The sequence below is a fragment of the Streptomyces sp. NPDC006012 genome (assembly GCF_042871185.1).
GTDB lineage: Bacteria > Actinomycetota > Actinomycetes > Streptomycetales > Streptomycetaceae > Streptomyces.
In genome coordinates this window covers 265142-288554 of the sequence record NZ_JBIAIE010000002.1, presented here as the reverse complement: position 1 = coordinate 288554, position 23413 = coordinate 265142, and the positions used below count along the sequence as shown (strand labels likewise).

Annotated in this window: 26 protein-coding genes; 23 read left to right on the top strand and 3 right to left on the bottom strand. The window is 69.6% G+C overall.

All coding sequences use genetic code 11. From position 1 onward, the window contains the following. Positions 1-41: 41 nt before the first annotated feature. From ACFYPJ_RS05455 to ACFYPJ_RS05390, 14 genes are all read left to right on the top strand, one after another. Complete coding sequence (locus ACFYPJ_RS05455) at positions 42-926, top strand: hypothetical protein (RefSeq protein WP_389010855.1); 885 nt, start codon at positions 42-44, stop codon at positions 924-926. Then, positions 923-1663 carry a hypothetical protein gene (locus ACFYPJ_RS05450; RefSeq protein ID WP_389010852.1) on the top strand — a complete coding sequence of 247 codons (741 nt, stop codon included), beginning with the start codon at positions 923-925 and terminating at the stop codon, positions 1661-1663. The genes ACFYPJ_RS05455 and ACFYPJ_RS05450 overlap by 4 nt, the downstream gene beginning before the upstream one ends. A 313-nt stretch (positions 1664-1976) precedes the next feature. After that, the gene (locus tag ACFYPJ_RS05445; RefSeq protein WP_389010849.1) at positions 1977-2834 is read left to right on the top strand and encodes a hypothetical protein; all 858 of its coding nucleotides are present in this window, start codon (positions 1977-1979) and stop codon (positions 2832-2834) included. A 144-nt stretch (positions 2835-2978) separates the two neighbouring features. After that, positions 2979-3614, top strand: a complete 636-nt coding sequence (locus ACFYPJ_RS05440) for a hypothetical protein (RefSeq protein ID WP_389010846.1) — start codon at positions 2979-2981, stop codon at positions 3612-3614. A gap of 33 nt (positions 3615-3647) precedes the next feature. After that, positions 3648-4406 (top strand): hypothetical protein, encoded by a 759-nt coding sequence (locus ACFYPJ_RS05435; RefSeq protein WP_389010843.1) that lies wholly within the window; start codon positions 3648-3650, stop codon positions 4404-4406. A gap of 169 nt (positions 4407-4575) precedes the next feature. Continuing rightward, the gene (locus ACFYPJ_RS05430) at positions 4576-5007 is read left to right on the top strand and encodes a hypothetical protein (RefSeq protein ID WP_389010840.1); all 432 of its coding nucleotides are present in this window, start codon (positions 4576-4578) and stop codon (positions 5005-5007) included. A 246-nt stretch (positions 5008-5253) separates the two neighbouring features. Beyond that, positions 5254-5592 carry a hypothetical protein gene (locus tag ACFYPJ_RS05425; protein WP_389010837.1) on the top strand — a complete coding sequence of 113 codons (339 nt, stop codon included), beginning with the start codon at positions 5254-5256 and terminating at the stop codon, positions 5590-5592. Between the two features lie 381 nt (positions 5593-5973). Then, a complete protein-coding gene (locus tag ACFYPJ_RS05420) occupies positions 5974-6498 on the top strand; it encodes a DUF2617 family protein (protein ID WP_389010834.1) in 525 nt (174 codons plus the stop codon). Positions 6499-6683: 185 nt separating this feature from the next. Beyond that, positions 6684-8324 (top strand): polyamine aminopropyltransferase, encoded by a 1641-nt coding sequence (locus tag ACFYPJ_RS05415; protein ID WP_389010831.1) that lies wholly within the window; start codon positions 6684-6686, stop codon positions 8322-8324. An 82-nt stretch (positions 8325-8406) separates the two neighbouring features. Beyond that, positions 8407-9321 (top strand): SRPBCC domain-containing protein, encoded by a 915-nt coding sequence (locus ACFYPJ_RS05410; RefSeq protein WP_389010828.1) that lies wholly within the window; start codon positions 8407-8409, stop codon positions 9319-9321. A gap of 80 nt (positions 9322-9401) precedes the next feature. After that, positions 9402-10190, top strand: coding sequence for an aldose 1-epimerase (locus ACFYPJ_RS05405; RefSeq protein WP_389010825.1), 789 nt, complete (start codon positions 9402-9404; stop codon positions 10188-10190). Between the two features lie 32 nt (positions 10191-10222). Continuing rightward, positions 10223-10771, top strand: a complete 549-nt coding sequence (gene pyrE / locus ACFYPJ_RS05400; RefSeq protein ID WP_389010822.1) for an orotate phosphoribosyltransferase — start codon at positions 10223-10225, stop codon at positions 10769-10771. A gap of 157 nt (positions 10772-10928) precedes the next feature. After that, a complete protein-coding gene (gene fbaA / locus ACFYPJ_RS05395; RefSeq protein WP_389010819.1) occupies positions 10929-11951 on the top strand; it encodes a class II fructose-bisphosphate aldolase in 1023 nt (340 codons plus the stop codon). A gap of 119 nt (positions 11952-12070) precedes the next feature. Further along, positions 12071-13627, top strand: coding sequence for an MFS transporter (locus ACFYPJ_RS05390; protein WP_389010816.1), 1557 nt, complete (start codon positions 12071-12073; stop codon positions 13625-13627). Positions 13628-13705: 78 nt separating this feature from the next. Here ACFYPJ_RS05390 and ACFYPJ_RS05385 read toward each other — a convergent pair whose 3' ends face one another. Beyond that, on the bottom strand, positions 13706-14125 hold the full coding sequence (locus tag ACFYPJ_RS05385; protein WP_389010813.1) for a DUF3151 domain-containing protein: 420 nt from the start codon (positions 14123-14125) through the stop codon (positions 13706-13708). A gap of 291 nt (positions 14126-14416) precedes the next feature. On the opposite strand from ACFYPJ_RS05385, the gene ACFYPJ_RS05380 reads away from it, so the two are divergent. The 5 genes from ACFYPJ_RS05380 (at position 14417) to ACFYPJ_RS05360 (ending at position 19913) form a co-directional block, all read left to right on the top strand. After that, positions 14417-15265 carry a tryptophan 2,3-dioxygenase family protein gene (locus ACFYPJ_RS05380; RefSeq protein ID WP_389010810.1) on the top strand — a complete coding sequence of 283 codons (849 nt, stop codon included), beginning with the start codon at positions 14417-14419 and terminating at the stop codon, positions 15263-15265. Beyond that, positions 15258-16553, top strand: a complete 1296-nt coding sequence (kynU, locus tag ACFYPJ_RS05375) for a kynureninase (RefSeq protein WP_389010807.1) — start codon at positions 15258-15260, stop codon at positions 16551-16553. The genes ACFYPJ_RS05380 and kynU overlap by 8 nt, the downstream gene beginning before the upstream one ends. A gap of 299 nt (positions 16554-16852) precedes the next feature. Further along, positions 16853-17743 (top strand): alpha/beta hydrolase family protein, encoded by an 891-nt coding sequence (locus ACFYPJ_RS05370; protein WP_389010804.1) that lies wholly within the window; start codon positions 16853-16855, stop codon positions 17741-17743. Positions 17744-17901: 158 nt separating this feature from the next. Then, positions 17902-19251: a sensor histidine kinase gene (locus tag ACFYPJ_RS05365; protein ID WP_389010801.1), complete on the top strand. Its 1350-nt coding sequence runs from the start codon at positions 17902-17904 to the stop codon at positions 19249-19251. Then, positions 19248-19913 carry a response regulator gene (locus ACFYPJ_RS05360; RefSeq protein WP_389010798.1) on the top strand — a complete coding sequence of 222 codons (666 nt, stop codon included), beginning with the start codon at positions 19248-19250 and terminating at the stop codon, positions 19911-19913. Before ACFYPJ_RS05365 ends, ACFYPJ_RS05360 begins: the two co-directional genes overlap by 4 nt. Positions 19914-19947: 34 nt before the next feature. Here ACFYPJ_RS05360 and ACFYPJ_RS05355 read toward each other — a convergent pair whose 3' ends face one another. Continuing rightward, positions 19948-20361 (bottom strand): ATP-binding protein, encoded by a 414-nt coding sequence (locus tag ACFYPJ_RS05355; protein ID WP_389010796.1) that lies wholly within the window; start codon positions 20359-20361, stop codon positions 19948-19950. A 233-nt stretch (positions 20362-20594) separates the two neighbouring features. Between ACFYPJ_RS05355 and ACFYPJ_RS05350 the strand changes: the two genes are divergently transcribed. The 4 genes from ACFYPJ_RS05350 (at position 20595) to ACFYPJ_RS05335 (ending at position 23141) form a co-directional block, all read left to right on the top strand. Next, positions 20595-21446 carry a helix-turn-helix domain-containing protein gene (locus ACFYPJ_RS05350; RefSeq protein WP_389010793.1) on the top strand — a complete coding sequence of 284 codons (852 nt, stop codon included), beginning with the start codon at positions 20595-20597 and terminating at the stop codon, positions 21444-21446. Beyond that, positions 21446-21646, top strand: a complete 201-nt coding sequence (locus ACFYPJ_RS05345) for a DUF397 domain-containing protein (protein ID WP_389010790.1) — start codon at positions 21446-21448, stop codon at positions 21644-21646. The genes ACFYPJ_RS05350 and ACFYPJ_RS05345 overlap by 1 nt, the downstream gene beginning before the upstream one ends. Before the next feature lie 81 nt (positions 21647-21727). Further along, the gene (locus tag ACFYPJ_RS05340; RefSeq protein WP_389010787.1) at positions 21728-21916 is read left to right on the top strand and encodes a DUF397 domain-containing protein; all 189 of its coding nucleotides are present in this window, start codon (positions 21728-21730) and stop codon (positions 21914-21916) included. Positions 21917-21938: 22 nt separating this feature from the next. Continuing rightward, positions 21939-23141, top strand: a complete 1203-nt coding sequence (locus ACFYPJ_RS05335; RefSeq protein ID WP_389010784.1) for a cytochrome P450 — start codon at positions 21939-21941, stop codon at positions 23139-23141. A gap of 8 nt (positions 23142-23149) precedes the next feature. Here ACFYPJ_RS05335 and ACFYPJ_RS05330 read toward each other — a convergent pair whose 3' ends face one another. Then, positions 23150-23377, bottom strand: coding sequence for a hypothetical protein (locus ACFYPJ_RS05330; RefSeq protein WP_389010781.1), 228 nt, complete (start codon positions 23375-23377; stop codon positions 23150-23152). Positions 23378-23413 lie beyond the last annotated feature (36 nt).

The window sequence follows — 23413 nt, the reverse complement described above, 5'->3', positions numbered from 1 at the left end:
ATTCTTCGGGCGCGGCCGGGTGAAACACGGAGGAATTCCTCATGGCTTCCAGGACTGCGACCCGCCGGAATTACGCACTCCTCGTCACGCTTGGCCTCTCATCGTCGTTCGCAATTCTGGGGGCTGGGCAGGTATTCACTGCGGAAAGCACCTCTCTTCAGGACTCGAAGACCGGGTTCTGCGGCGATACCACAACAGCGGAGAACCTGCAGAAATACCAGGGGATACCGGTGATGAACCAGACGAAGTTCCAGGACATCGTTGAGCATGACAACCATACGCAACGCGTATATGTGGACGTGCGGCCCACGAATCCGGATTCCGTAGAATTTCTGATCAATGGAAAGGGCCAACCGAAACCGATGGAGGTCAAAGCGAAAACCATCAAAGACGCGGATCTCCAGATTGATGTGGAGCTGAAGGAAGGAGACAAAGGGAAGGTGGGATTCTTTAACCCGCCCGAGAAAAGCTATGAAGGTGAGCTCAAGAAGCGCTATGAACAGAGGCGGGCCGAGTACAGTGATCTCGGCGAAAAGATGAAGGATCTGGAAAAAGATGGCTACACGGTGAAAGGCGGTATTGTCTTTCTCAAAGAAAAGCCGTTGGTGGGCGACCACGATGTCTTCGACATTCACAAGCTCGATGACAAGCGGGTCAGTGTGCCGGAGCATGACCAGCTGATTGAAGATATGAAAGCCAAGAACATGGCGGTAATGCATGGTGCGCACATGTTCTGGGTCCCGGTGAACAAAAAAGAAGAAGCCATGAAAGAAGGAATCATCAAGGAGCACAGCGCACCCCCCGAGGGTGGGGGAGAGAAGCTGGTCAGGTTCATCCCCAACCAGCCGCCGCGTCTGGTATTCGCTGGAGAGAAACTGAAGGGACCGAACTGCCTGACGCAGCCGCAGCAGACGGAGGGGAAGTGACCCGTGGCGCCCCGGGCGACCGCGCGAAGCTACTGAGCCGGTACGCCCGTGCCGGTGAAGAGTCCGGCGGCCGTCGGCGGCTGCGGTCGGAGTACCGCGACTGGCTGCCGGAGGTGACAGTCTCCCGATGTCCCGGGACCGGCGAGCTGGTGCGCTGGCCCCTCGACACGGTCGATCTCGACGGACTCTTCTGGGATTTCGACGTACCCGTCCGACGGCTGCCGCAGGCCGTCCCCGACCAGTGGCTGGCGATGGCCGGCGCGGTAGGACTGGACCGGTCTGCGGTGGCGGACGCGCCCTTCCGCTGCCGGCCGGGCCCCGCGGTGCCCTATGTCGTGCCCCGCCTGCTGAACGGTCCCGGTGTCCAGGTGGTGATCGCCCAACTGCCGGTCGGACCGCACACCGCCTGGGTCATGACCTACTTCGGGCCGGCCCCCGCCGAAACCCACCGGGAGAACCTGTGGGGCCAGGACCACTATCCCGTCTGGCGGGACGGCGCCTGGGAGGGCTGGGCGTTCGTCCCCTTCGAGAGCCGTGACAACGACTACGACCTGGCGCCCTGGCTGAACGAGGGGAAGTTGCTGTGGGTCGCCCCCGGGGACGAAACCTGGACCCTGCGTTCAGACCACCAGTGCCCGTTCCTTCGGACAGAGGGTGAGCGGGAAAATCCCGTCATCCAGCGCGGACGTGTCCATTACTTGAATCCGTTCCACGAGGGCGGGCACCGCTCCTCATGATGATCCGACACCCCTGTCCGATACCTCTGGAAGACGCGAAACGGAGGGATTCGAACCCATGCAATTTCAGCGGCGTCCAGCCCGTTCGGTTGAGGATTCCTTCGGAATTACCGGGCTCGGCTGATTGAGGGAAACCTCTGGTCCGAATCGGTGAAACGGTCCCTGCGAACACATTGTCCACCCGCGGATCGGGAAATCTCGACTGGGTGGTATGTCCACAGCGCAGTCTCCTGCGGCAACCTCCCCTGAACGGCAATGCGCGAACCCGTTTTCCTGCCCACTCGGGTCTGGAAAGAATCTGGAGGAATCGATCATGACCACACAAATCACTGCTCTCCAAGAGATCGAGAAGGCCCAGCAGTTCTTCTTCCCGGAGCACACGGCAGAGGCAGCCGCCCTCGCGGCCCGCGGACGTCGGATGCGCGAGGACAAGAAGCCGGTGGACGACATCGTCAAGAGCGTTACCGGGCGGGACTACGACCCGATGGTGAACCTTCAGGTGTCCGAGGAAATCGACCCGAAATTCGCAACGAGGGCGGCGGACATCCGGTACTACCTCGACGCGTACGGTGTCATCAGCACGGCTTTTGTCGGCGGGAAGGCCACCAAGGACACCTCCAAGGTCCAGGACCAGTCCCTGTGGACGGAGGTGTACCACCACCTTCCGCTGCTGAGCATGACCATCGACGCGCACGCACCGTTCAACTACGAGGCGAGCGCCACGGAGTTGTCGACCCACCTGATCAAGTCACTTCTCGGGTTCTCGGCAGGGTCCGACCTGGTCGCCACCATGGAGTTCGCGGGATTCATGCAGAGCCTTGGAGAGGGCATCCGGATCGAGAGCACCAAGGAACAAAAGGATCTCACCCTCACCATCCCCGCCAGCTATGTGCGTATGACTACGGGGAAGGACGATGTCGAAGGACACCTCGACCTTCACCTGCTGAACTCCAGCGTCGCGCACAAGGTCTACAAGACCAACTGCTCCTCCCACGAGTCGGTGCAGGTCAGCTTCACGTACTCGCGGTTCGGCAGCAAGTTCGCCTACAGCCAGCTGTCGAACCCGGACATCAAGAAGGCGCTGGACGATTTCATCGCCAAGCAGGAACTCGACCAGATCAAGAAGGACTCCGACTGGTTCAACGACGGGGAGACCAAGCACAAGAAGTGATGGGTGGGCAGAACTTGGGGGGGGCTCCACTCCGCGCAGCACGGGACGTTGACGGGTGAATCGAGTGCCCGCCCGACCCTGGTCAGAGGGTCATTCCAGGACCTCTCCGCACCTTGCTTCAATCCGACGAAAGGACCGACGAAAATGAGTGACTCCGTCTTCTCCACCACCCCGACGGGCTCTGCCGTGTGCCTCGTCCTGAACAAGTCCGGCCTCGACTCCGGCGACAAGGACTACCAGAAGCTGGTGAAGTCTCTTTCGGCGTACGCCATTGCAGCCGACCTGAAGGCAGCCAAGAGCGAGCATCCCTACTCTCCGGAGCTGTGGTCGGAGTGCTTCAAGCATTTCCCTGCGCTGAGTGAGGCCCACTCGTCGGTGCAGAAGGACAGCGTCCCCTATCTGTACGTGGAATCCGGCTTGTTGAAGGATGCCGACGGGTCGCCGGACGCCGGTCAGGCCGCCGCGATCACCTCGGGGATCCTCGGCAGTCTGGCTGCCGTGGCCAAGCCTCACCTCGACAAGCCGTACACACTGATCTCGCTGGCACTCCTGGTCGACCAGGGTGAGGACCAGAAACTGCGCGGACACGTCGTCCTCAAGAACACGACCATCTCGTACTCGAAGGAGAGCAAGGACAGGCTCAACTGCGAGATCGTTTCCCAAACGGGCATCTTCATCCCCGGGACCGCGGGCTGGGACGACTTCGAGAAGCAGTACGTGACGGACGAGAACCTCTCCCGTCTGCACTCGGCGGCCAACTACGAGCAGGTCTCCGCCTGACCTGGCAGCCGACGTGACAAGGAAGGGTTGACCATGGGGCTTTCCGAAGTGCTCTTCAGGAAGCAGCAGGGCCGGATCTCCTGCCTGTCCGGGATCGTTCCCGGCACCGCGCACCATCTCGTCCAGGGTGATGCGCCGGCACCGGGCGTCCCGAACGTCTTTCCGGGTGACGACCCCAATAGCGACAAGGACTACCGTCAGGGTGCCGAGGACGTCGTGAACGGCATCTGCATGCTCGTGCGTGACAGGCTGAACAGGAAGGTCATCACGACCGATGACCTGTTCAAGCACGACACGTGGACCGACCCGATGTTCCCCGGGTTCAGCGATGAGAACAGTTACTTCCAGCCGATGGTTCCCGGTGCCTGTCCGACCGTGAATCAGGACTATCCCGTTTCTGGGGATGTCGGGCAGGAGTCCAAGGACTTCGGGCTGGAGTACTTCAAGGTGAACCACATGGAAGGCGTCAAGCTGGTCCAGCAGATTGACGACGCCTTCCGGGCGCTTGTCAAGGATGGCGCCCTGAAGGGGAACTACCAGATGCTCCTGCACGGCCTCAACGTCCAGCGCTACAGCAAGCAGAACCCGCCTTGGGTGAGATACGCGGTCATGGAGCGTAATTATCGCGTAGAAAACGGTAAGGGCATCTGCCATGTCTACGCCAGTTTTCTCAGCTTCGACCCGGCGTACGTCTATCTGAAGGATAAGCGGGAGAGGGTCCAGAAGTATCTGAAGAAGGCTCTGCTGGATGACATCAGGAAGTCTGATGAATACTTCCACTTCGAGACCTGACGAGACTGCGCGGTGAATTCGCCCGCCCCGGGAAGTAGCGGATGCCTGCTGGTGGCGCGGGCCGGGAGTCGCGGTGCTGACGGATTGCGGCCATGCTGTCAGAGGAGCGTGTCCGACTTCGCGCGGGCCGTGTGCTTCGGTGACCGCGCTGCAGAGGAAGGCTGCTGCCATGGCTACGGTGCCGAACAGGACACAGCGAGGACACGGCGGCCCGGACGGCAGCGAAACGATCAACGACGCCGCCCGGTTCGCCGGGATCATGATGATGATCAGCGGCCCCCTCAGCATTCTGATGGGCGCAGCCGGAATCGCACACGACTCCCTGTTCGCCGCGTCCCGGTACGCCTACCGGTTCGACCTGACGGCTTGGGGCTGGATCCACCTGGTGATCGGAGTGGCGCTCGTCATGGCCGGCCTGGGAGTCCTGATGGACCAGAGCTGGGGTCGCGGAGCCGGTGCAGCGGTGGCAGCGGTCAGCCTGATCACCCAGTTCATGTTCGTGCCGTACTACCCGTTGTGGGCCATCCCCGTGATGACACTCGACCTCCTGATCCTTTTCATGCTGACGAGGGTCCATATCGAGACCCGCGCCGGTCAGTGAACCCCACCGCCTTGCGGCGTGCCTCGGGGGAAGATCACGGCCCACCGTCGGCCCAGTGACCCCGAAGGCCCCCGATCTTCCCGTCTGTTCAGGTCAGGGGCCTTTTCCATGCGTTGACCCTCAGAAGTTCCTCAACTCTGCTTTGGCCCGACAGAGAGTGGGGCATCCCCCGTGCACACGGCAGTCACGCACCACGTGAGGCGCCCACGGGGGGTCGCTTCGGGGGAAGGAAAGGAGGGTGGCGCCATGGTTTTCGGCATCATCCTGGCGGTGATCGTGATCCTGGTCGTCGGGTCTCTGGCGAAGGGCGCACGCAGGCGCAAGAAGGGCGCGTACGTGATGGGTGGCCGGGGGCGGGCATCCCGTTCGTCCCGTGCCTCGTCCTCGTCGTTGTCCTCGTCCTCGTCCGCCGGCGGCAGCTGGTGGGCGGGTGACGCGGGCGGTTCGTCCTCCGGCGGCGGGCATGGCGGGCATGGCGGGCACGGCGGGCACGGCGGGCACGGCGGGCACTCCTGTGGCGGCGGCTCGTCCTGCGGCGGGGGTTCGTCGTGCGGTGGCGGGGGCGGATGCGGCGGAGGCAGCTGACACGGGGCAGCTGAGCTTCACCGGGCACCATCCACCTCACTCCCGCCCGCGCAGGGGGCGCCCGTCGGACGAAGGCTTCCGGCGGGCGCCCAGCCGCGCAATGAGTGCGCCTGGCGCACGTTGTGGCTGAACAGTTGAGCGCTGGAGCCCTCTGAGGGATGGAAACCCGGCGAAGTTGGGTAAAAAAGCTGTGGCGACACGGCAGTTCGTGATTCCCTCTAAATCACCAAAGCAGCCCCTCGGACGTCCGGCAGACACCCCGCTCCTTGGCTGGGCTGGCTGGGCCGCCGACCGGGCTGACGTGGCCGATCTCCCGGTGTCGACCGTGGCGTGCCGGACCACACTCCCTCTTCATCTTTGCGTGCTTAGCGGAGCCGATCCATGCTCACGACCCTGAACACCTCTTATACCGACACGCGCGCGGCCGACCTCGCCTGGGCGCTGGGACGCGAGCCGCTCCCCGCCCTCGCCACCCTCGATCTCGAACTGACCGGAGCGAAGCTCCAGTTGAGACTGCTCGGCGCATCCCACCAGGTCCTCCTGGAGGAGGAGCGGGGCGGTTGCTCGGAGACGGTGGCGTGCATCCCCGGGTCCAGCACGCCGTTGCCGCTGGGCGTCGCCAAGCGCGTCGGCGACTGGGAATACGAGTTCGCCGCCCGCGTGGAGTTCCTGCCGCCGGGCTCCTTCGCGGGCCGCGCCCAGGAGTTGCTGGCCCTGGTCTCCGAACATCCCCACGGTCTCGCCGGCGTCTTCCCCGGCAGCCCCCACGCCTTCACGGCGATGCTCGCCCAGCGCCACGAGGGCCAGGTGCACTGGCGTACCTGGCACGCGTACCCGCAGGACGGCCAGTTGGTGGCCACGCGGACCAGGGTGGGCGTGCGGGTGCCCGCCGTGCAGTCCAGATAGACGGCGAGTTGTCCGTCGGAACGTGATGCTGTCCGCTGGCGCGCGTTGTCGTCCGGCTCGGCCCGTGGCGTGGGCGGGCGGCGGCGACCGTGTTGTGGCGGGATAAACGCCCCGCGCGTCATCAGGGGGCAGTTCCACACGTGTGGGTGACGAAGCGTGCCCGTCATGTGACGTAACGTCGCAGAGTGATCGAACCGCACGCTCCCGCCCCTCCCGGTGCCCCGCCGCTGCGGAGCGGACCCGCGCGGCTGTCCGTCCGGCCGGGGACCGGACGGTTCCTGGTCCTCGCGGGCGTCTTCGTCTGCGCCGCCTGCGGACTCGTCTACGAACTCGAACTGGTCGCCCTCGCCTCGTACTTGATCGGTGACTCGGTCACCCAGGCTTCCGTCGTGCTGTCCGTCATGGTCTTCGCGATGGGCATCGGCTCGCTCGCCGCGAAGCGGCTGCGCGGGCACGCGGCAGCCGCCTTCGGCGCCGTCGAGGCGGGCCTCGCCCTGGTCGGCGGATGCAGCGCGATGGCGCTGTACGCCCTGTTCGCCTGGACCGGTGACTGGGGCGGCCTGTGGGCCAGCGGCCCCCGCTGCCTGCTGGTCGCCTTCTCGCTCGCCATCGGCCTGCTGATCGGCGCCGAGGTGCCGCTGCTGATGGAGCTGATCCAGCGCATCAGACGGCAGGACCCGGGCGGCGCGGTCGCCGACCTGTTCGCGGCGGACTACGTCGGCGCGCTCGTCGGCGGCCTCGCCTTTCCCTTCCTGCTCCTGCCGTTCCTCGGCCAGTTGACCGGCGCGCTGCTCACCGGCGCGGTCAACGCCGTCGCGGGCGGCGCCCTGGTCCTCGGCCTGTTCCGCCGCGACCTCGGCCGCCGGCCCCGCTGGGTGCTGCTGCTCGCCAACCTCGCCGTCCTCGCCCTGCTCGCCGCCGCCGCCGTCCTCGTCGACGACTTCGAACGGCTCGCCCGGCAGGCGGTGTACGACGGCGACGTACGCGTGGCCCTCCAGACCGAGGTCCAGGAGGTGGTCCTCACCGGCGGCACCCGCGGCCACCCCCTCGACCTGTACCTGGACGGCCGGCTGCGGGTCGGCGGCCGGGACGAGGGCCGCTACCACGAGGCCCTGGTCCACCCCGCGATGACCGGCCCGCACGCGCGCGTCCTCATCCTCGGCGGCGGGGACGGACTGGCCGCCCGGGAGGCGCTGCGCTACCCGGGCGTGCGCCGGATCGACGTCGTCGAACTCGACGCGGGCCTGCTCCGGCTGGCCCGCCGCGACCCGGGACTGTCCGCCCTCAACGGCCATGCCTACGGCGACGCCCGCGTCCACGTCACCACCGAGGACGCCTTCGGCTGGCTGCGCGGGGCGCCCACCGGCACGTACGACGTCGTGATCGCCGATCTGCCGGACCCCGGTATCACGGTCAGTACGAAGCTCTACTCCGAGGAGTTCTACGGCCTGACCCGGCGGGTGCTCGCCGAGCACGGCCGGCTCGTGGTGCACGCCGGCCCGGTGGCCGCCCGGCCGCGGGTCTTCTGGACGGTGGAGGCGACGATGCGCGCGGCGGGGTTCGGCACCGCTCCCTACCGGGTGCTCGGCCACGACCCCGGGTTCAAGGCGGGTCCTGACCGCTCCGTGGGAGCCTCCCGCACCCCGCACGACTGGGGATTCGTGCTGGCCGCGCCGGGCTCCGCCGCGCCGCCGCTGCGGCTGGGCCCGGTGGGGCCGCGGCCGCGCACCCTGACGCCGCAGTCGCTCGCCGTGGACGCCCGGGCGGCGGCCGGCACCCGGATCACCGGCGTGCCGGCCTCCACGCTGGTGCATCCGCGGTACTGACGGCCGGTGGTCCGGGGGTAATGGCGACCGCGCGGCTCACCGGGGGGTACGTACCGGCCGCTCGTGGGTAGGCTCAGCCGACATGGAGCATGAGGTCTTCGTTCCGGTTCCGGCCGAGCGGCTGCGGCAGGCGCTCGCCGAGCCCGCGTGCATCGCCCGGGCGGTTCCCGGGCTCCAGCAGGACGCCGGTGCCGAACCCGTCGCGGGGCGGCTGAAGGTGCGCGTCGGCGGCCACTCCATCACCTACCGGGGATCGTTGCGCGTCTCGGCGCGGGACGACGGTTCCTACGAGGTGGCGGGTGAGGCGGCCGAGGCGCGTGGCACCGGCAAGGTCACGTTCGCTCTCGTCCTTCGCCTCCGTGACGCCGACGGCGGCACCGCCGTCACCGTGGAGGGCACGGCCGCCGCGGACGGACGCGTCGCCGAACTGCCCGCGGACGCGGTGGGTTCGGCGGTGATCCGCCTGCTGAACCGCAGCGTGCAGGCCCTGGCCACGGCACCGGAGGACACTCCCGGCGCCGCACCGGAGGACTCCGCCGGGCCCACGGCCGACTCCGGGGTTCGTGGGGCGGACGCCGGCGTTTCCGGGGCGGACGCCGGTGATTCCGGGGCGGGCTCCGAGGACGACGCGCCTGCGTCCGTCTTCGAGACCGAGGTGCCGCCGTCCTCGCTGGCTCCCGAGGCGGAGGACGGGGAAGGGGCTGAGGACCAGGCCGGGGAAGGGGGCGCGGACGGCGCCAAGGACGGTGCCCGCAGTGGTTCGGCGGGCGTCGCGCCCGTCGGTGGGCTGCCCGCCGAGGCGGCGCACGCACGACGGACCATGATCGGCCGGAGCGCGGAGGAGGTGGACCACGCCCCGCCGCGTGGCCGCTACGCCCCCGTGCCGGCCCCGCAGACCGTCGCCGCGAACTCCGCGCTGCGGTGGGCCGCCCCCGCGGCGGCCCTCGCACTCGCCTCGGCGATCGTCGTCGGCAGGGCGCTGCGCAGACGTCGCTAGGGCCCTTCCTCCGCTGAGGTCCGGCAGAAGGGCCCCGGGGGTGCTGCCGCTCTCCCGTACCGCCCCAGTAGGGTCGTCCCGTGAGTAACGAACCCATCACGCTGACCGCGGGTGACGCGGAAGTGAACCTGCGGCCGGACAACGGCGGGCGGATCGCCGGGCTCCGGATCGCCGGTACCGAGCTGCTCCGGCAGGGCGACCGCTTCGGCTGCTTCCCGATGGTTCCCTGGTGCGGCCGGATCAGGGACGGCCGTTTCCTGAACGGCGCCACCGCGCACCAGATGCCGCTCAACTCCCCGCCGCACGCCATCCACGGCACCGCCCGCGACGGCGCCTGGCGCACCGCCCGCGTCCTGCCCGACGAGGCCGTCATCACCTACGACCTGGTCGAGCCGTGGCCCTATCCGGCGCGCGTCACCCACGTCGTCGCCCTGACCGAGGACAGCCTGACGCTCACCCTGTCCGTCGAGACGTACGGTTCGTCCTTCCCGGCGCAGGTCGGCTGGCACCCGTGGTTCAACCGGAACCTGGGCGGCGAGGACGTACGACTCGACTTCACGCCCGCCTGGCAGGAGGAGCGCGGCGCCGACCACCTGCCCACCGGCAACCGGATCGACCCCCGGCCCGGCCCCTGGGACGACTGCTTCGGCATGCCCGACGGCGTCGACGTCACCCTCACCTGGCCCGGACAACTGGAACTCGCGGTGACCAGCCGCGAGCCGTGGGCGGTCGTGTACGACGAACAGGAGGCCGCCGTCTGCGTCGAGCCGCAGACCGGGCCGCCCAACGGCCTCAACACCGCGCCCCGCCTGGTCACGCCGCTGGAGCCGCTGGAGGCCACCGCCGTCTGGCGCTGGCGCCGCCTCTGACCGGCCTGGACGCCGCCTCTAAGCTGGGCGGCATGACGGACGTACGCGGCGCGCTGCTGCAGCAGATCAAGGACAAGGCCGTGGTGCACGGCAAGGTGACGCTCTCTTCGGGCCTGGAGGCGGACTACTACATCGACCTGCGCCGCGTCACCCTCGACGGCGAGGCCGCGCCGCTGGTCGGGCAGGTGCTGCTGGACCTGACCGCGGACCTCGACTTCGACGCCGTGGGCGGGCTGACCATGGGCGCCGACCCGGTCGCCACCGCGCTGCTGCACGCCGCCGCCGCGCGGGGCCGCCGGCTGGACGCGTTCGTCGTACGGAAGGCCGCAAAGGCGCACGGCATGCAGCGGCGCGTCGAGGGCCCGGAGATCAAGGGCCGCCGGGTGCTGGTCGTCGAGGACACCTCCACCACGGGCGAATCCCCGCTCACCGCGGTGGCCGCGGTGCGCGAGGCGGGCGCCGAGGTCGTCGCCGTCGCGACGATCGTGGACCGGGCGACCGGCGCCGCCGAGAAGATCCAGGAGGGTGCGGGCGTCCCGTACCTCTTCGCCTATTCGAAGGACGAGTTGGGGCTCGACTGACGCACGGCGCCGACCACACCCCGGCCGCCGTGCCGCCGGGGGAGCCGAGCACGGGCCCATGTCTGGAAAGATGGGGACGACGACGAGGTCGCCCCCAAGGTCTAGGTCAGGGCCGTAGTACGCAGATTGCCGACCCGCACACTCAAGGAGCGGACAGATGCCCATCGCAACCCCCGAGGTCTACCACGAGATGCTCGACCGGGCGAAGGCAGGCAAGTTCGCCTACCCGGCCATCAACGTCACCTCCAGCCAGACCCTGAACGCGGCTCTGCGCGGCTTCGCCGAGGCGGAGAGCGACGGCATCATCCAGATCTCCACGGGTGGCGCCGAGTTCCTGGGCGGTCAGTACAGCAAGGACATGGTGACCGGCGCGGTCGCCCTGGCCGAGTACGCGCACATCATCGCCGAGAAGTACCCGGTGACGGTCGCCCTGCACACCGACCACTGCCCGAAGGACAAGCTCGACGGGTACGTACGTCCCCTGATCGCGATCTCCGAGGAGCGCGTGAAGGCCGGGCAGAACCCGCTGTTCCAGTCCCACATGTGGGACGGCTCCGCGGAGACCCTCGCCGACAACCTGGCCATCGCGCAGGAACTGCTGGCGCGCGCCCACGCCGCCAAGATCATCCTTGAGGTGGAGATCACCCCGACCGGCGGCGAGGAGGACGGCGTCTCGCACGAGATCAACGATTCCCTGTACACCACGGTCGACGACGCGATCCGCACCGCGGAGGCGCTCGGCCTCGGCGAGAAGGGCCGCTACCTGCTGGCCGCCTCCTTCGGCAACGTGCACGGCGTGTACAAGCCGGGCAACGTGGTGCTCCGCCCCGAACTGCTGAAGGAGCTGAACGACGGCGTCGCCGCCAAGTACAGCAAGCCGTCCCCGTTCGACTTCGTCTTCCACGGCGGCTCCGGCTCCACCGAGCAGGAGATCGCGACCGCGCTGGAGAACGGCGTCGTCAAGATGAACATCGACACGGACACCCAGTACGCCTTCACCCGTCCGGTCGCCGACCACATGTTCAAGAACTACGACGGCGTCCTGAAGGTCGACGGCGAGGTCGGTTCCAAGAAGACGTACGACCCGCGCACCTGGGGCAAGCTGGCCGAGGCGTCGATGGCCCGCCGCGTCGTCGAGGCGACCCAGAACCTGCGGTCGGCCGGCACGAAGCTCAAGTAGCACCGGTCGAGCAGCTTCGATCAAGTAGCTCCGCCTCGCCCGCGGCACCGTACGAGGGATTTCAGCGAGCCCGGCCCGCTCAGGGCCGGGCTCGCGGCATATCCGGGTATACCTGGGGCATGCCCGACGTCCGGCTCTCCTCGCCCCAGGGCAAGTGGATCCTGCTCACCACCGTGCTCGGCTCCAGCATGGCCCTGCTGGACTCGACCGTCGTCAACGTGGCCCTGCCGCGCATCGGCCGCGACCTGAACGTGGACCTGGCCGCCCTCCAGTGGACGGTCAACGCCTACCTGGTCACGCTGGCCGGCCTGATCCTGCTCGGCGGTGCGCTGGGCGACCGCTACGGCCGTCGCAAGATCTTCGTGATCGGGGTCGTCTGGTTCGCGTCCGCCTCCCTGCTGTGCGGCGTCGCCCCGAACGCCGGCGTCCTCGTCGCCGCACGCGCCCTCCAGGGCATCGGCGGCGCGCTGCTCACCCCCGGCTCCCTCGCGCTCATCCAGGCATCTTTCCACCCCGACGACCGGGCCAAGGCGGTCGGCCTGTGGTCGGGGTTCGGGGGCATCGGCGCGGCCGTCGGGCCGTTCCTGGGCGGCTGGCTGGTGGACGGCCCCGGCTGGCGCTGGGTGTTCCTGATCAACGTGCCGGTGGCGCTGCTGTGCGCCCCCATCGCCGTACGGCACGTACCCGAGTCCGGGGGGCGCGAGTTCCGGCCGCACGGGGCTGGGGCCGAGGCTGGTGCCGGCACCGGGGCCGGGGGCGGCGGCGCGGGTACGGAGGCGGAGGAGGAGGAGGGGGCCCGCGGCGGTTTCGACGTGCTGGGCGCGGCCCTCGGGGCCCTCGCGCTCGCCCTCGTGACGTACGCCCTGATCGAGGCCCGGCAGGGTTCGGCCGTCGTCGCCGTCACCGCCGTCGCGGGGGTCGCGGCGGCGGTCGCCTTCGTGCTCGTCGAGAAGCACCGGCCGGACCCGATGATGCCGCTCGACATCTTCGCGTCCCGCCAGTTCACCGTGGTCAACCTGGTCACGATGTGCGTCTACGCGGCGTTCGGCGGCTTCTTCTTCCTGACCGCGCTGCAACTGCAGGTCGTCTCGGGCTACTCGCCCCTCAAGGCCGGTACGGCGCTGCTGCCGACCACCGTCCTGATGCTGCTGTTCTCGGCCCGCTCGGGCGCGCTGGCCGACCGCATCGGGCCGCGCATCCCGCTCACCGTCGGGCCGTTGCTCTGTGCGGCGGCGATGCTGCTGATACTGCGGGTGGGCAAGAAGGCCGACTACCTCACGGACGTACTGCCCGCGCTCCTGGTCATGGGCGCGGGCATGGTCGTCCTGGTCGCCCCGCTCACCGCCACGGTGCTCGCCTCGGTGGACACCGAGCGGGCGGGTCTGGCCAGCGGCATCAACAACGCCGCGGCCCGCGCCGCCGGGCTGATCGCGGTGGCCGCGCTGCCGCTGCTGGCCGGGATGGGCCCGGACGCCTACCGCTCCGCGGACGCCTTCGACGCGGCGTTCCGGCGGGCGATGCCGTGGTGCGCGGGCGTCCTGGTGCTGGGCGCGGTGCTGGCCTTCGCCTGGGTCCGCCGCCCGGCCCCGGACTGCAACGTCCCGGAGTGCCGTACCCACGGGAACATCACGTCACCTCCCCTGGACACCGGGAAGCGCGGCCGGGACCCGCGCTGAGACCGGCGCCCCGCCCGACCCCGGGCCCGACGCAGGCCCGGGGCTGGAACGAGGGGTGGAGGTGGTGGGTCGTGGAGGTCAGGCCAGGAGTTCCGCGTAGGCCGCGGGGTCGCTGTCGCGCAGGAACTGGCGGCAGCGTTCCGATTCGTCCTTCTCACCGATCGCCTCGGCCGCCCGCGCGAGCGCGGCCAGGCAGCGCAGGAAACCCTGGTTGGGGCCGTGGCTGAAGGGCACCGGGCCGTGGCCCTTCCAGCCGTTGCGCCGCAGGGCGTCCAGTCCGCGGTGGTAGCCGGTACGGGCGTAGGCGTACGACTCGACCACCCGGCCCGCCGAGAACGCCTCCTCGGCGAGCGCCGCCCACGCCCGCGAGAACGTCGGGTGCTGCGCGGCGACCTCGGCGGGCGGCAGGGATTCCTCGTCCAGCAGCCGGGCGGCCTCCGTGTTCTCGGGAAGGAACGTCGGGTCGGGGCCGCCGAGCAGGTTCGTGTGGGTCGTCATGGATGCAGTGTGCCACCGGCGGCAGGCCGACCGGGGCGCCGGGGCGAACGGGCCGCTCTGCCGCTGGGCGAACGCGCTGCCCTGCCGTTGAGCCGTGGGCGGAGGCAGGGGGGGGCGCCGGGCCGGTGGGTGCAGGCCGGTGGGTGGTGGGCGCACGCGAGTGAGGGCGCTCACGGGCGGTCCGGGCTTGCCGGGGCGGGGGTGATTGCGGAGGATGCCGGTGGGGACCGGGGCCCCCGTGCCGGCATCGGCAGGGGCGGACCGCTACCCGGAGTACAACAGGAGACAGCGATGTCCCAACCGGCTCACACCCCTCCCGAGGCCGCTGAGCCCGAGACTCCGCATCTCGACTTCGCGGGCACGACGCCGTACGAGGACTACGTCAGGGCGGACGTGCTCACCCATCTTCAGCACACCCTCTCCGACGATCCCGGAGAGATGGTTTTTCTGGTCACCACCCAGGTGATGGAGCTGTGGTTCACGGTCGTCGTCCACGAGTGGGAGACGGCGGCGCAGGCGCTGCGCGAGGACCGGGTGCCGGGCGCGATCGACGCGCTGAAGCGGTCCGTACGCGAGCTGGAGGCGCTGAACGCCTCCTGGAAGCCGCTCGCCGCACTCACCCCGGCCCAGTTCAACTCGTACCGCTCCGCACTCGGCGAGGGCTCCGGCTTCCAGTCGGCGATGTACCGGCGGATGGAGTTCCTGCTCGGCGAGAAGTCCGCGTCGATGCTGGTCCCGCACCGGGGCGCGGCGCGCGTCCACGCCGAGCTGGAGAAGGCCCTGCACGAGCCGAGCCTGTACGACGAGGTGGTACGGCTCCTCGCGCGCCGCGGCCACGCGATCCCGGCCGAGGTCCTGGAGCGGGACGTGTCCCGGCGCCACGAGCCCTCGGCGGCCGTCGAGGCGGCCTGGACGGCGGTCTACTCCGGCGACCAGAACGGCGAACTCGCGCGCCTCGGCGAGGCGTTGACGGACGTGGCCGAGCTGGTGTGGCGGTGGCGCAACGACCACCTGGTCGCCACCCGGCGCGCGATGGGCGCCAAGACCGGCACGGGTGGCTCGGCCGGGGTCGCCTGGCTGGAGAAGCGCGCCCAGAACAACGTGTTCCCCGAGCTGTGGACGGCGAGGTCCCATGTCTGACACCACCGAACCGGTCGGCATCCCGGCGAGCGGTGAACGGGCCGTCACCGCACAGCAGTTGGACGCGGCAGACTTGCTCGCTCCGCTGCGGTCCCGTTTCGTCCTGGACGACCCCGATGCCGCCGACGGCGCCGACGACGCCGTGTACCTGGACGGCAACTCGCTGGGCGCGCTGCCCGCGCACGTACCCGACCGGATCTCCGACGTGGTGCGCCGGCAGTGGGGCGAACTGCGCATCCGCTCCTGGGACGAGAGCGGCTGGTGGACGGCGCCCGAGCGGATCGGCGACCGGATCGCTCCGCTGGTCGGCGCGGCGCCGGGGCAGATCGTGGTGGGCGACTCGACGAGCGTCAACGTGTTCAAGGCACTGGTGGGCGCCGTGCGGCTGGTGCGATCGGGGCCAGTGGGGCCGGCGGGGCCGGTGGGGGAGGGCCGGGACGAGATCCTGGTCGACGCGACGACGTTCCCCACGGACGGTTACATCGCCGAGTCGGCGGCCCGGCTGACCGGCTGCACCCTTCGCCCGGTGAACCCCGCCGAGCTGCCGGCGGCCCTGAGCGACCGTACGGCGGCGGTACTGCTGAACCACGTCGACTACCGCACCGGCCGCCTGCACGACCTGCCGTCGCTCACGGCGGCGGTGCACGCGGCGGGCGCGCTGGCGGTCTGGGACCTGTGCCACAGCGCGGGCGCGCTGCCGGTGGGGCTGGACGAGCACGGCGTGGACCTGGCGGTCGGCTGCACGTACAAGTACCTGAACGGCGGCCCGGGCGCACCGGCGTACCTGTATGTGCGCCGCTGTCACCAGGACCGTTTCGACTCCCCGCTGCCCGGCTGGAACTCCCACGCCGAGCCCTTCGGCATGCGCCCGGACTACGAGGCGGCGCCGGGGGCCGTGCGCGGGCGCGTGGGCACCCCCGACATCCTGTCCATGCTGGCGCTGGAAGCCGCGCTGGAGGTCTGGGACGGGGTGTCGGTGGCGGCGGTGCGGGCCAAGTCCCTCGCCCTGAGCGACTTCTTCCTGGAGTGCGTGACGGCGTACGTCCCCGCGGGTCTGGTGGAGTCCCTGACGCCGGTGGCCCACGAGGAACGGGGCAGCCAGGTCGCCCTGCGCTGCCCCGCCGCCGGGGACGTGATGAAGCGGCTGATCGCGCGCGGAGTGGTGGGTGACTTCCGCCGACCCGACGTCCTCCGTTTCGGCTTCACCCCGCTGTACGTGGGCTTCGCGGATGTGGAACGGGCGGCGCGGGTGCTCGGGGAGGTGCTGGTGGAGGTGACGGCGGGCTAGTGCCGTGGGCCCCGGACCTCTGGCCCCCCGGCCCCCGGCCCCTGGGCCTGCGGGCTTGGGGGCTTGGGGGCCTGAGGATCGCCGTCGTGCGGTCGCCCGGTGGTGCCGGTCTGTGCCGGTTGCCCGGCTCACGTGACACAGCACCGTTTTGCCCCTCACCGAGCGTGACATCCGCGTGTCCCCGCACGTCACCGGCCTGATAGCGTCCCCGCCAACGGCTGCCATCAACTCTGGTCCGCCACACCTCCCCCAGCGCCGAAAGCCTGGGAGGTACTCCATTGTCGCTGAGAGGTTGGAGCATGCCGGACGACGACGCCGCAGCCCGTGCCGCCGCCGAAGAGGAGTCGGCCTTCTCGCACCCGCCCGTCGATCCCGATGTCACGGCCGCGTACGGCGATCACCCCGACCAGGTCATCGACTTCTATGCCCCGCGCGACACGGCGTCCTCGTCACCGGCCGTCCCCAGCCCGCTGGTCGTCGCCTTGCACGGGGGTGCCTGGCGGGCGCGGTACGACCGTCGGCACCTCACCCCGTTCGCGGATTTCCTGGCGCGGCGCGGCTTCGCCGTGGCCAACGTCGAGTACCGGCGCGGCAGTTCGGAACCGGCCGGGAGCGGCGAAACCCCGGTCGCGGGCCGCTGGCCGGACACCTTCGACGACGTCGCCGCCGCGCTGGACGCGCTGCCCGAGCTGGTCCGCGAGGCACTTCCGCAGGCCGACCCGCGCCGCACGGTGATCACCGGCCACTCGGCGGGCGGTCAGCTGGCCCTGTGGGCGGCGGCCCGGCACGTGCTGCCCGCGGATTCGCCCTGGCGCACGGACCGGCCCGCTCCGCTGCGCGGGGTGGTCGCCCTCGCCCCCATCGCGGACTTCGCGGTCGCGGAGAAGCTCAATGTCTGCGGCAACGCGGCGCTTCAACTGCTCGGCGGACAGGACGAGTTCAACGCGCGTCGGCCGTACGTGGACCCGGCCCTGCTGCTGCCGACCGGCATCGCGACCACGATCGTCCAGGGCCGTGCGGACGTGGTGGTTCCGCAGGCGGTCGCCGAGTCGTACGCGGATGCCGCGGCGAAGGCGGGCGAGGTGGTGGGTCTGACCCTGCTGGAGGACGTGGGTCACTTCCCGCTCATCGATCCGGCGGCGGACGCGTGCGCGGTGGTGGCGGAGGAGATCGGGCAGTTGGCGTGGTGACGGGGGGACGGGGCGCAGGGTGCGGGGCACGGAATGCCGGGGTGCGGCGGGCTCCGTCAGGCAGCCCCTGCTCCTCTCCGTAGTACTTGAGACGGACCGGTAAGGACCCCTCTCAGAGGTGACGACCGCTCCCCCTGCCCCGGCCTAACGTTTTGTACGTGACCGAGACGACGCACACGCAGACCACGCGACCGGACAGCCGGTACGACGCGTACACGCCGCGCAGCCCGGAGATCCGGGCGGCGATGGAGGCCCTTCGGGGGCTGCGGAAGGAGCTGTTCGACGGCGCCTTCGCCTACCGCCCGCTGGCCCGCACGGGCGCCGAAGGACCCCTCACCCGTCGGCTCTCCAGCCGCAAGCGGGAGTACGCGTCCTGGGCCCCGCACGCCACGGTGGCCGCGATCGGCGGGGTGGCGACGCTGGTCACCTGGGGATACACCGGTTTCGGTGTGCTGGGCCTGCTGTGCGGTCTGTTCACCCTGGGCCCGGTCCTGCTGACCCTGGTCCGTCCGATAGCCGCGTTCTGGCTGTCGTTCCCGGCGGCGACGGTCGTCGCCTTCCTGAGCTCGAAGGGGGGCGACTGGCCGTGGCTGCCGGGCAGTTTCGTCGCCCACCTGACGGTGCTCACGGTGGTCGCGATCCGCACCCGCCCGCGCACGGCGGCCTGGATGTGGCTGGTGACGGCGGGCTACGGCGTCGTGGCCGGCTCCGTCCTCAGCGATGGCTACTACAGCCCGAACACCGGCCCCATGCTGATCTTCGCCGCGCTGCTCCTGCTCGCCGTCACCATCTGGCACATACGCCGTGACGCCGAGCAGGAGGTGACCGCGCAGCAGACGGTGACCGCGCACGAGCGTTCCCGCCGCACCCTGCTGGAGGAGCGCACCACCATCGCCCGCGAGCTGCACGACGTGGTCGCCCACCACATGTCGGTGGTCGCCATCCAGGCGGAGGCCGCCCCCTTCCGGGTGCAGAACCCGCCGCCGGAGCTGGAGAAGGCATTCGTCACCATCCGGGAGAACGCGGTCGCGGCGCTGGCCGAGCTGCGCCGGGTCCTCGGGGTCGTCCGCGCGGAGCACTACGAGGCGCCCGATGCCCCGCAGCCCGCGCTCGCCGACCTGGACGCGCTGCTGGCGAACGTCCGGGAGGCAGGGCTCGACGTGGAGAAGGTGGTGACCGGCGCGGTGCGCGAACTCCCACAAGGTGTGGAGCTGTCCGCGTACCGGATCGTCCAGGAGGCGCTGAGCAACACGCTGCGGCACGCGCCGGGCGCGAGCGCGCGGGTCGAGATCGGCTACGTCCTCGGCGGACTGGGCCTGCGCATAGTCAACGGCCCGGTGCCCGTGACCAGTACGGTGAAGCCCTCGCCCGGTGCCGGGCACGGCATCACCGGGATGCGGGAGCGCGTCTCCATGCTGGGCGGCGACATGACGGCGGGCTCGGTCGACGGAGGCTACGAGGTGGCGGTGTTCCTTCCGGTCGCCATGGTGGGCGAGGGTGAGGCATGACGATCCGCGTACTGATCGCGGACGACCAGATGATGGTGCGCGAGGGCTTCTCGGTGCTGCTCAACGCGATGCCGGACATCGAGGTCGTAGGCGAGGCCGTCAACGGCCGTGAGGCGGTCGAGCGGGTGCGGGAACTCACCCCCGACATCGTGCTGATGGACATCCGGATGCCCGAGCTGAACGGCATCGAGGCGACACGGGAGATCGTCGCCGCGGACGGTACGGCGAAGGTGCTGGTCCTGACCACGTTCGACCTGGACGAGTACGTGTACGAGGCGCTGCGCGCGGGGGCCTCCGGCTTCCTGCTCAAGGACGCCTCCGCCCGGCAACTGGCGGAGGGCGTCCGGGTGGTGGCGGCGGGCGAGGCCCTGCTCGCGCCCTCCGTCACCAAGCGCCTGATCACGGAGTTCTCCAAGCTGTCCGACGCCCCGCGCCTGACCCCGACCGCACAGGCCGCGTACGGTGATCTGACCGAGCGGGAGACGGAAGTGCTCGTTCTCATCGCCCACGGCCTGTCCAACTCGGAGATGGCCGAGCGTCTGGTGCTGGCCGAGTCGACGATCAAGACCCATGTGAGCCGCATCCTGGTGAAACTGGGCCTGCGCGACCGCACCCAGGCGGCGGTGTTCGCGTATGAGGCGCGGTTGGTCACTCCGGGCTGACGGAAAGTGCCTCGCCTCCGGAACGGGAGGCAGCTCAGTTCAGACTCGCCAAGGTGCACTCGCACCAGACGTACTTGCCGCGGTTGCCGTTACTTGACTGCGGCTGCCAGCCCCACGCGTCTGCACAGGCGCGGATCAGGGTGAGGCCGCGGCCGTTCTCGGCATCGGTGAGGTGGTCCAACGGTCGCGGGGGTTCCGGCGGCTCGGGGTCCGTGTCCCACGCGCCGAGTCGCAGCGTCCCCGGCGGCGACCAGCGCACCCGTAGGGCGGCCGGGCCCTTCGTATGCAGTACGGCGTTGGACACCAGCTCCGCGGCGAGGAGTTCGGCCGTGTCGACCAGGGTGATCAGGCCGTGCAGGGTGAGGATCAGCCGGAGGGTGCGGCGGCAGACGGTGACGGCGCGGGGGTCGTTGGGGATGTGGAGGGAGTATTCCCAGGGGTCGGGCATGCGTGAACTCCAGGTCGAGGTGAGGAAGCGGAGTTGCGCGGCGGTGGCGGGCGGTGGCAGTGCCGCAGCCGTCGTGGCAGGACGGAGCGGTGCGCTTCCGGTGTCCCGGGGTTTCGCAGCGTGTGCGTCGCGTCACCGACGGTATGGCACAAATTCGTGCCAGCGCAATCGGCTGGCGTAACCTGACACCCGAACGTGGTGCCTCGGCAGAGGCGTTGGAAGCGGGAGGGTCTATGCCGCCGAGAAGCAATCCCACTGCGCGTCAGGTGCGCTTGGGAACCGAACTGCGCAGGTTGCGCGAGGCGGCCGGCTTGAAGGCCCGGGACGCGGCCGCGTTCCTCAACTCGACTTCGGGGCAGATGAGTCATGTAGAGCTGGGCATCGCTGCTGTCAGCGCGGAGCGCGTTCGTCGCCTGGCTGCCTATTACGCCTGTACGGACGAGGCGTTGATCGACGCGCTCGTGGAGATGGCGACCGACCGCACACGTGGTTGGTGGGAGGAGTACAGGGGAGTCCTTCACCCAGTATTCCTGGACACTGCCGAGACCGAGCATCATGCGACTTCCCTCCGCGAGGTCGTGATCACCTACGTTCCAGGGCTGTTGCAGACTGCTGACTACGCCCGTGCGGTCTATGCCTACGCACAGCCCGAACTACCCGAGAGCGAGTTGACCCCTTGGGTAGAACACCGGATGAGGCGACGAGCCGTGATCGAGGGCGACAGCCCTACGTCGTACGAGACACTCATCCACGAGTGCGCTCTGCGCGTACGAGTGTCGGACCGCAGCGTCTGGCGGGCTCAGCTCCGGCAGATCCTCGATCGGATCGAACAGGAGCATGTAACGGTGCGCGTCATCCCCTTTGAGCAGGACGACTTCGGGGGTGCCGGGATCTCGATGATGTACGTGTGCGGTCCGGTTCCGAAGTTGGACACCGGTCTGAGGGATGCTCCCACCGGCGTCGCATTCATCGATGCGGAAGCTCAGTTGAAGCAGCTTCGAACGCTGTTCCTTAGGATGCAGGCAGCGTCGCTGGACCCCATTGCGTCGCGGGACTTCATACACCGACTGGCGAAGGAGACGTAATGAACTGGCGGAAGTCGACTTACTCCGGTGGAGGCCAAGGCGACACCTGCGTCGAGATCGCCCCCCTCCCCACTCGCATAGCCGTCCGCGACTCCAAAGCCCCCGCTCGGGCAATACTGTCCTTTCCCGCCGCCTCCTTCACGGCCCTCGTCGACCACCTGAAGGAACAGCCTTGGTCAGAGGGCCAGATGCCGGGTTAGCGTCCCTGGTGCGCGGCTCTCCCTGGCCCAGGCGGACCAGGGCTCCCAGCACTTCATCCATCGTTTGATCAAGGAATTCTGATGAACTGGCGAAAGTCCACCTATTCCGACGGCGGCAATGGCAACACCTGCGTCGAGATCGCCCCCCTCCCCACCCGCATAGCCGTCCGCGATTCCAAGGCCCCTGCCCGCGCCACCCTCTCCTTCCCCATCGCCTCTTTCACCGCCCTCATCGACCACCTGAAGGAACCCCCCTGGTCAGAGAGGTAGGCGCCGGGTTAGCGTCCCCGGTATGGCTGATTTCGACCCGTGGGACCCGGCATTCCTCGCCGACCCGTACCCCGCCTATGCCGAGCTGCGGGCCCGGGGGCGGGTGCTGCACTACGGACCGACCGACCAGTGGCTGGTCCCGCACCACGCGGACGTCTCGGCGCTGCTGCGCGACCGCCGGCTGGGCCGGACCTACCAGCACCGCTTCACCCACGAGGACTTCGGACGTACGGCTCCGCCGCCGGAGCACGAGCCGTTCCACACGCTCAACGACCACGGGATGCTCGATCTGGAGCCGCCGGACCACACCCGGATCCGGCGCCTGGTGTCGAAGGCGTTCACGCCGCGGACGGTTCAGCGGCTGAAGCCGTACGTCCACGGGCTGGCGGACGAACTGGTGTCGGCGCTGGTGGCGGCGGGCGGCGGCGATCTGCTGGCGGAGGTGGCGGAGCCGCTGCCGGTCGCGGTGATCGCCGAGATGCTGGGTATCCCTCAGGCGGACCGTGCGCAGCTCAGGCCCTGGTCGGCGGACATCTGCGGGATGTACGAGCTGAACCCGTCCGAGGAGGCCGCGGCGAGGGCGGTCCGGGCGTCGGTCGAGTTCTCCGAGTATCTGCTGGGGCTGATCGCCGCCCGGCGCAGGGAGCCGGGCGAGGATCTGATCTCGGGGCTGATCGCGGCCCATGACGAGGGCGACCGGCTGACCGAGCAGGAGATGGTCTCGACGGCGGTCCTGCTGCTGAACGCGGGCCACGAGGCGACGGTCAACGCCACGGTCAACGGGTGGTGGGCGCTGTTTCGCAACCCGGACCAGCTGGCCGCGCTGCGCGCCGACCGCTCGCTCGTCCCGTCCGCCGTGGAGGAGCTGATGCGCTACGACACCCCGCTCCAGCTGTTCGAGCGCTGGGTGCTGGACGAGATCGAGATCGACGGCACGACGATCCCGCGGGGAGCGGAGATCGCCCTGCTGTTCGGTTCCGCCAACCACGACCCGGCCGTCTTCGAGGCCCCGGGCCGGCTGGACCTCGGCCGCAAGGACAACCCGCACATCTCCTTCAGCGCCGGTGTCCACTACTGCATCGGCGCCCCGCTGGCCCGGATCGAGCTGGCGGCCTCGATGACCGCGCTGCTGGAGAAGGCCCCGACGCTCGCCCTGGCGGCCGAGCCCGAGCGGAAGCCGAACTTCGTGATCCGCGGCCTGGAGCGGCTGAGCGTCACGCTCTGAGCCGAGCGTCACGTCCTGCGACGGCGTACGACGGTCCACAGCGCCCACAGGCCGAGTGCGGCGGCGATGCCGCCGAGGACCGCCAGCGGGAGTTCGGCGTACAGGACCCTCCAGTCGGGGCTCTGCTCGAAACGGTAGAACCGGCCCTGGAAGTCCACCGTCCACAGCCCGAGCCCGGCGCCCGCGCCGACGGCCGCGATCAGGCACCCTCCGGCGGCCTGCATACGCTGTCCCATGCCCGGGAGGGACGCGTACGGGCCGCCGGAGGTTCC

Coding starts and splice junctions, on each gene's coding strand:
- ACFYPJ_RS05455 (WP_389010855.1), top strand. CDS start 42: ATGGCTTCCAGGACTGCGACCCGCCGGAATTACGCACTCCTCGTCACG.
- ACFYPJ_RS05445 (WP_389010849.1), top strand. CDS start 1,977: ATGACCACACAAATCACTGCTCTCCAAGAGATCGAGAAGGCCCAGCAG.
- ACFYPJ_RS05440 (WP_389010846.1), top strand. CDS start 2,979: ATGAGTGACTCCGTCTTCTCCACCACCCCGACGGGCTCTGCCGTGTGC.
- ACFYPJ_RS05435 (WP_389010843.1), top strand. CDS start 3,648: ATGGGGCTTTCCGAAGTGCTCTTCAGGAAGCAGCAGGGCCGGATCTCC.
- ACFYPJ_RS05430 (WP_389010840.1), top strand. CDS start 4,576: ATGGCTACGGTGCCGAACAGGACACAGCGAGGACACGGCGGCCCGGAC.
- ACFYPJ_RS05425 (WP_389010837.1), top strand. CDS start 5,254: ATGGTTTTCGGCATCATCCTGGCGGTGATCGTGATCCTGGTCGTCGGG.
- ACFYPJ_RS05420 (WP_389010834.1), top strand. CDS start 5,974: ATGCTCACGACCCTGAACACCTCTTATACCGACACGCGCGCGGCCGAC.
- ACFYPJ_RS05410 (WP_389010828.1), top strand. CDS start 8,407: ATGGAGCATGAGGTCTTCGTTCCGGTTCCGGCCGAGCGGCTGCGGCAG.
- pyrE (WP_389010822.1), top strand. CDS start 10,223: ATGACGGACGTACGCGGCGCGCTGCTGCAGCAGATCAAGGACAAGGCC.
- fbaA (WP_389010819.1), top strand. CDS start 10,929: ATGCCCATCGCAACCCCCGAGGTCTACCACGAGATGCTCGACCGGGCG.
- ACFYPJ_RS05390 (WP_389010816.1), top strand. CDS start 12,071: ATGCCCGACGTCCGGCTCTCCTCGCCCCAGGGCAAGTGGATCCTGCTC.
- ACFYPJ_RS05385 (WP_389010813.1), bottom strand. CDS start 14,125: ATGACGACCCACACGAACCTGCTCGGCGGCCCCGACCCGACGTTCCTT.
- ACFYPJ_RS05380 (WP_389010810.1), top strand. CDS start 14,417: ATGTCCCAACCGGCTCACACCCCTCCCGAGGCCGCTGAGCCCGAGACT.
- kynU (WP_389010807.1), top strand. CDS start 15,258: ATGTCTGACACCACCGAACCGGTCGGCATCCCGGCGAGCGGTGAACGG.
- ACFYPJ_RS05370 (WP_389010804.1), top strand. CDS start 16,853: ATGCCGGACGACGACGCCGCAGCCCGTGCCGCCGCCGAAGAGGAGTCG.
- ACFYPJ_RS05360 (WP_389010798.1), top strand. CDS start 19,248: ATGACGATCCGCGTACTGATCGCGGACGACCAGATGATGGTGCGCGAG.
- ACFYPJ_RS05355 (WP_389010796.1), bottom strand. CDS start 20,361: ATGCCCGACCCCTGGGAATACTCCCTCCACATCCCCAACGACCCCCGC.
- ACFYPJ_RS05350 (WP_389010793.1), top strand. CDS start 20,595: ATGCCGCCGAGAAGCAATCCCACTGCGCGTCAGGTGCGCTTGGGAACC.
- ACFYPJ_RS05345 (WP_389010790.1), top strand. CDS start 21,446: ATGAACTGGCGGAAGTCGACTTACTCCGGTGGAGGCCAAGGCGACACC.
- ACFYPJ_RS05340 (WP_389010787.1), top strand. CDS start 21,728: ATGAACTGGCGAAAGTCCACCTATTCCGACGGCGGCAATGGCAACACC.
- ACFYPJ_RS05335 (WP_389010784.1), top strand. CDS start 21,939: ATGGCTGATTTCGACCCGTGGGACCCGGCATTCCTCGCCGACCCGTAC.
- ACFYPJ_RS05330 (WP_389010781.1), bottom strand. CDS start 23,377: ATGGGACAGCGTATGCAGGCCGCCGGAGGGTGCCTGATCGCGGCCGTC.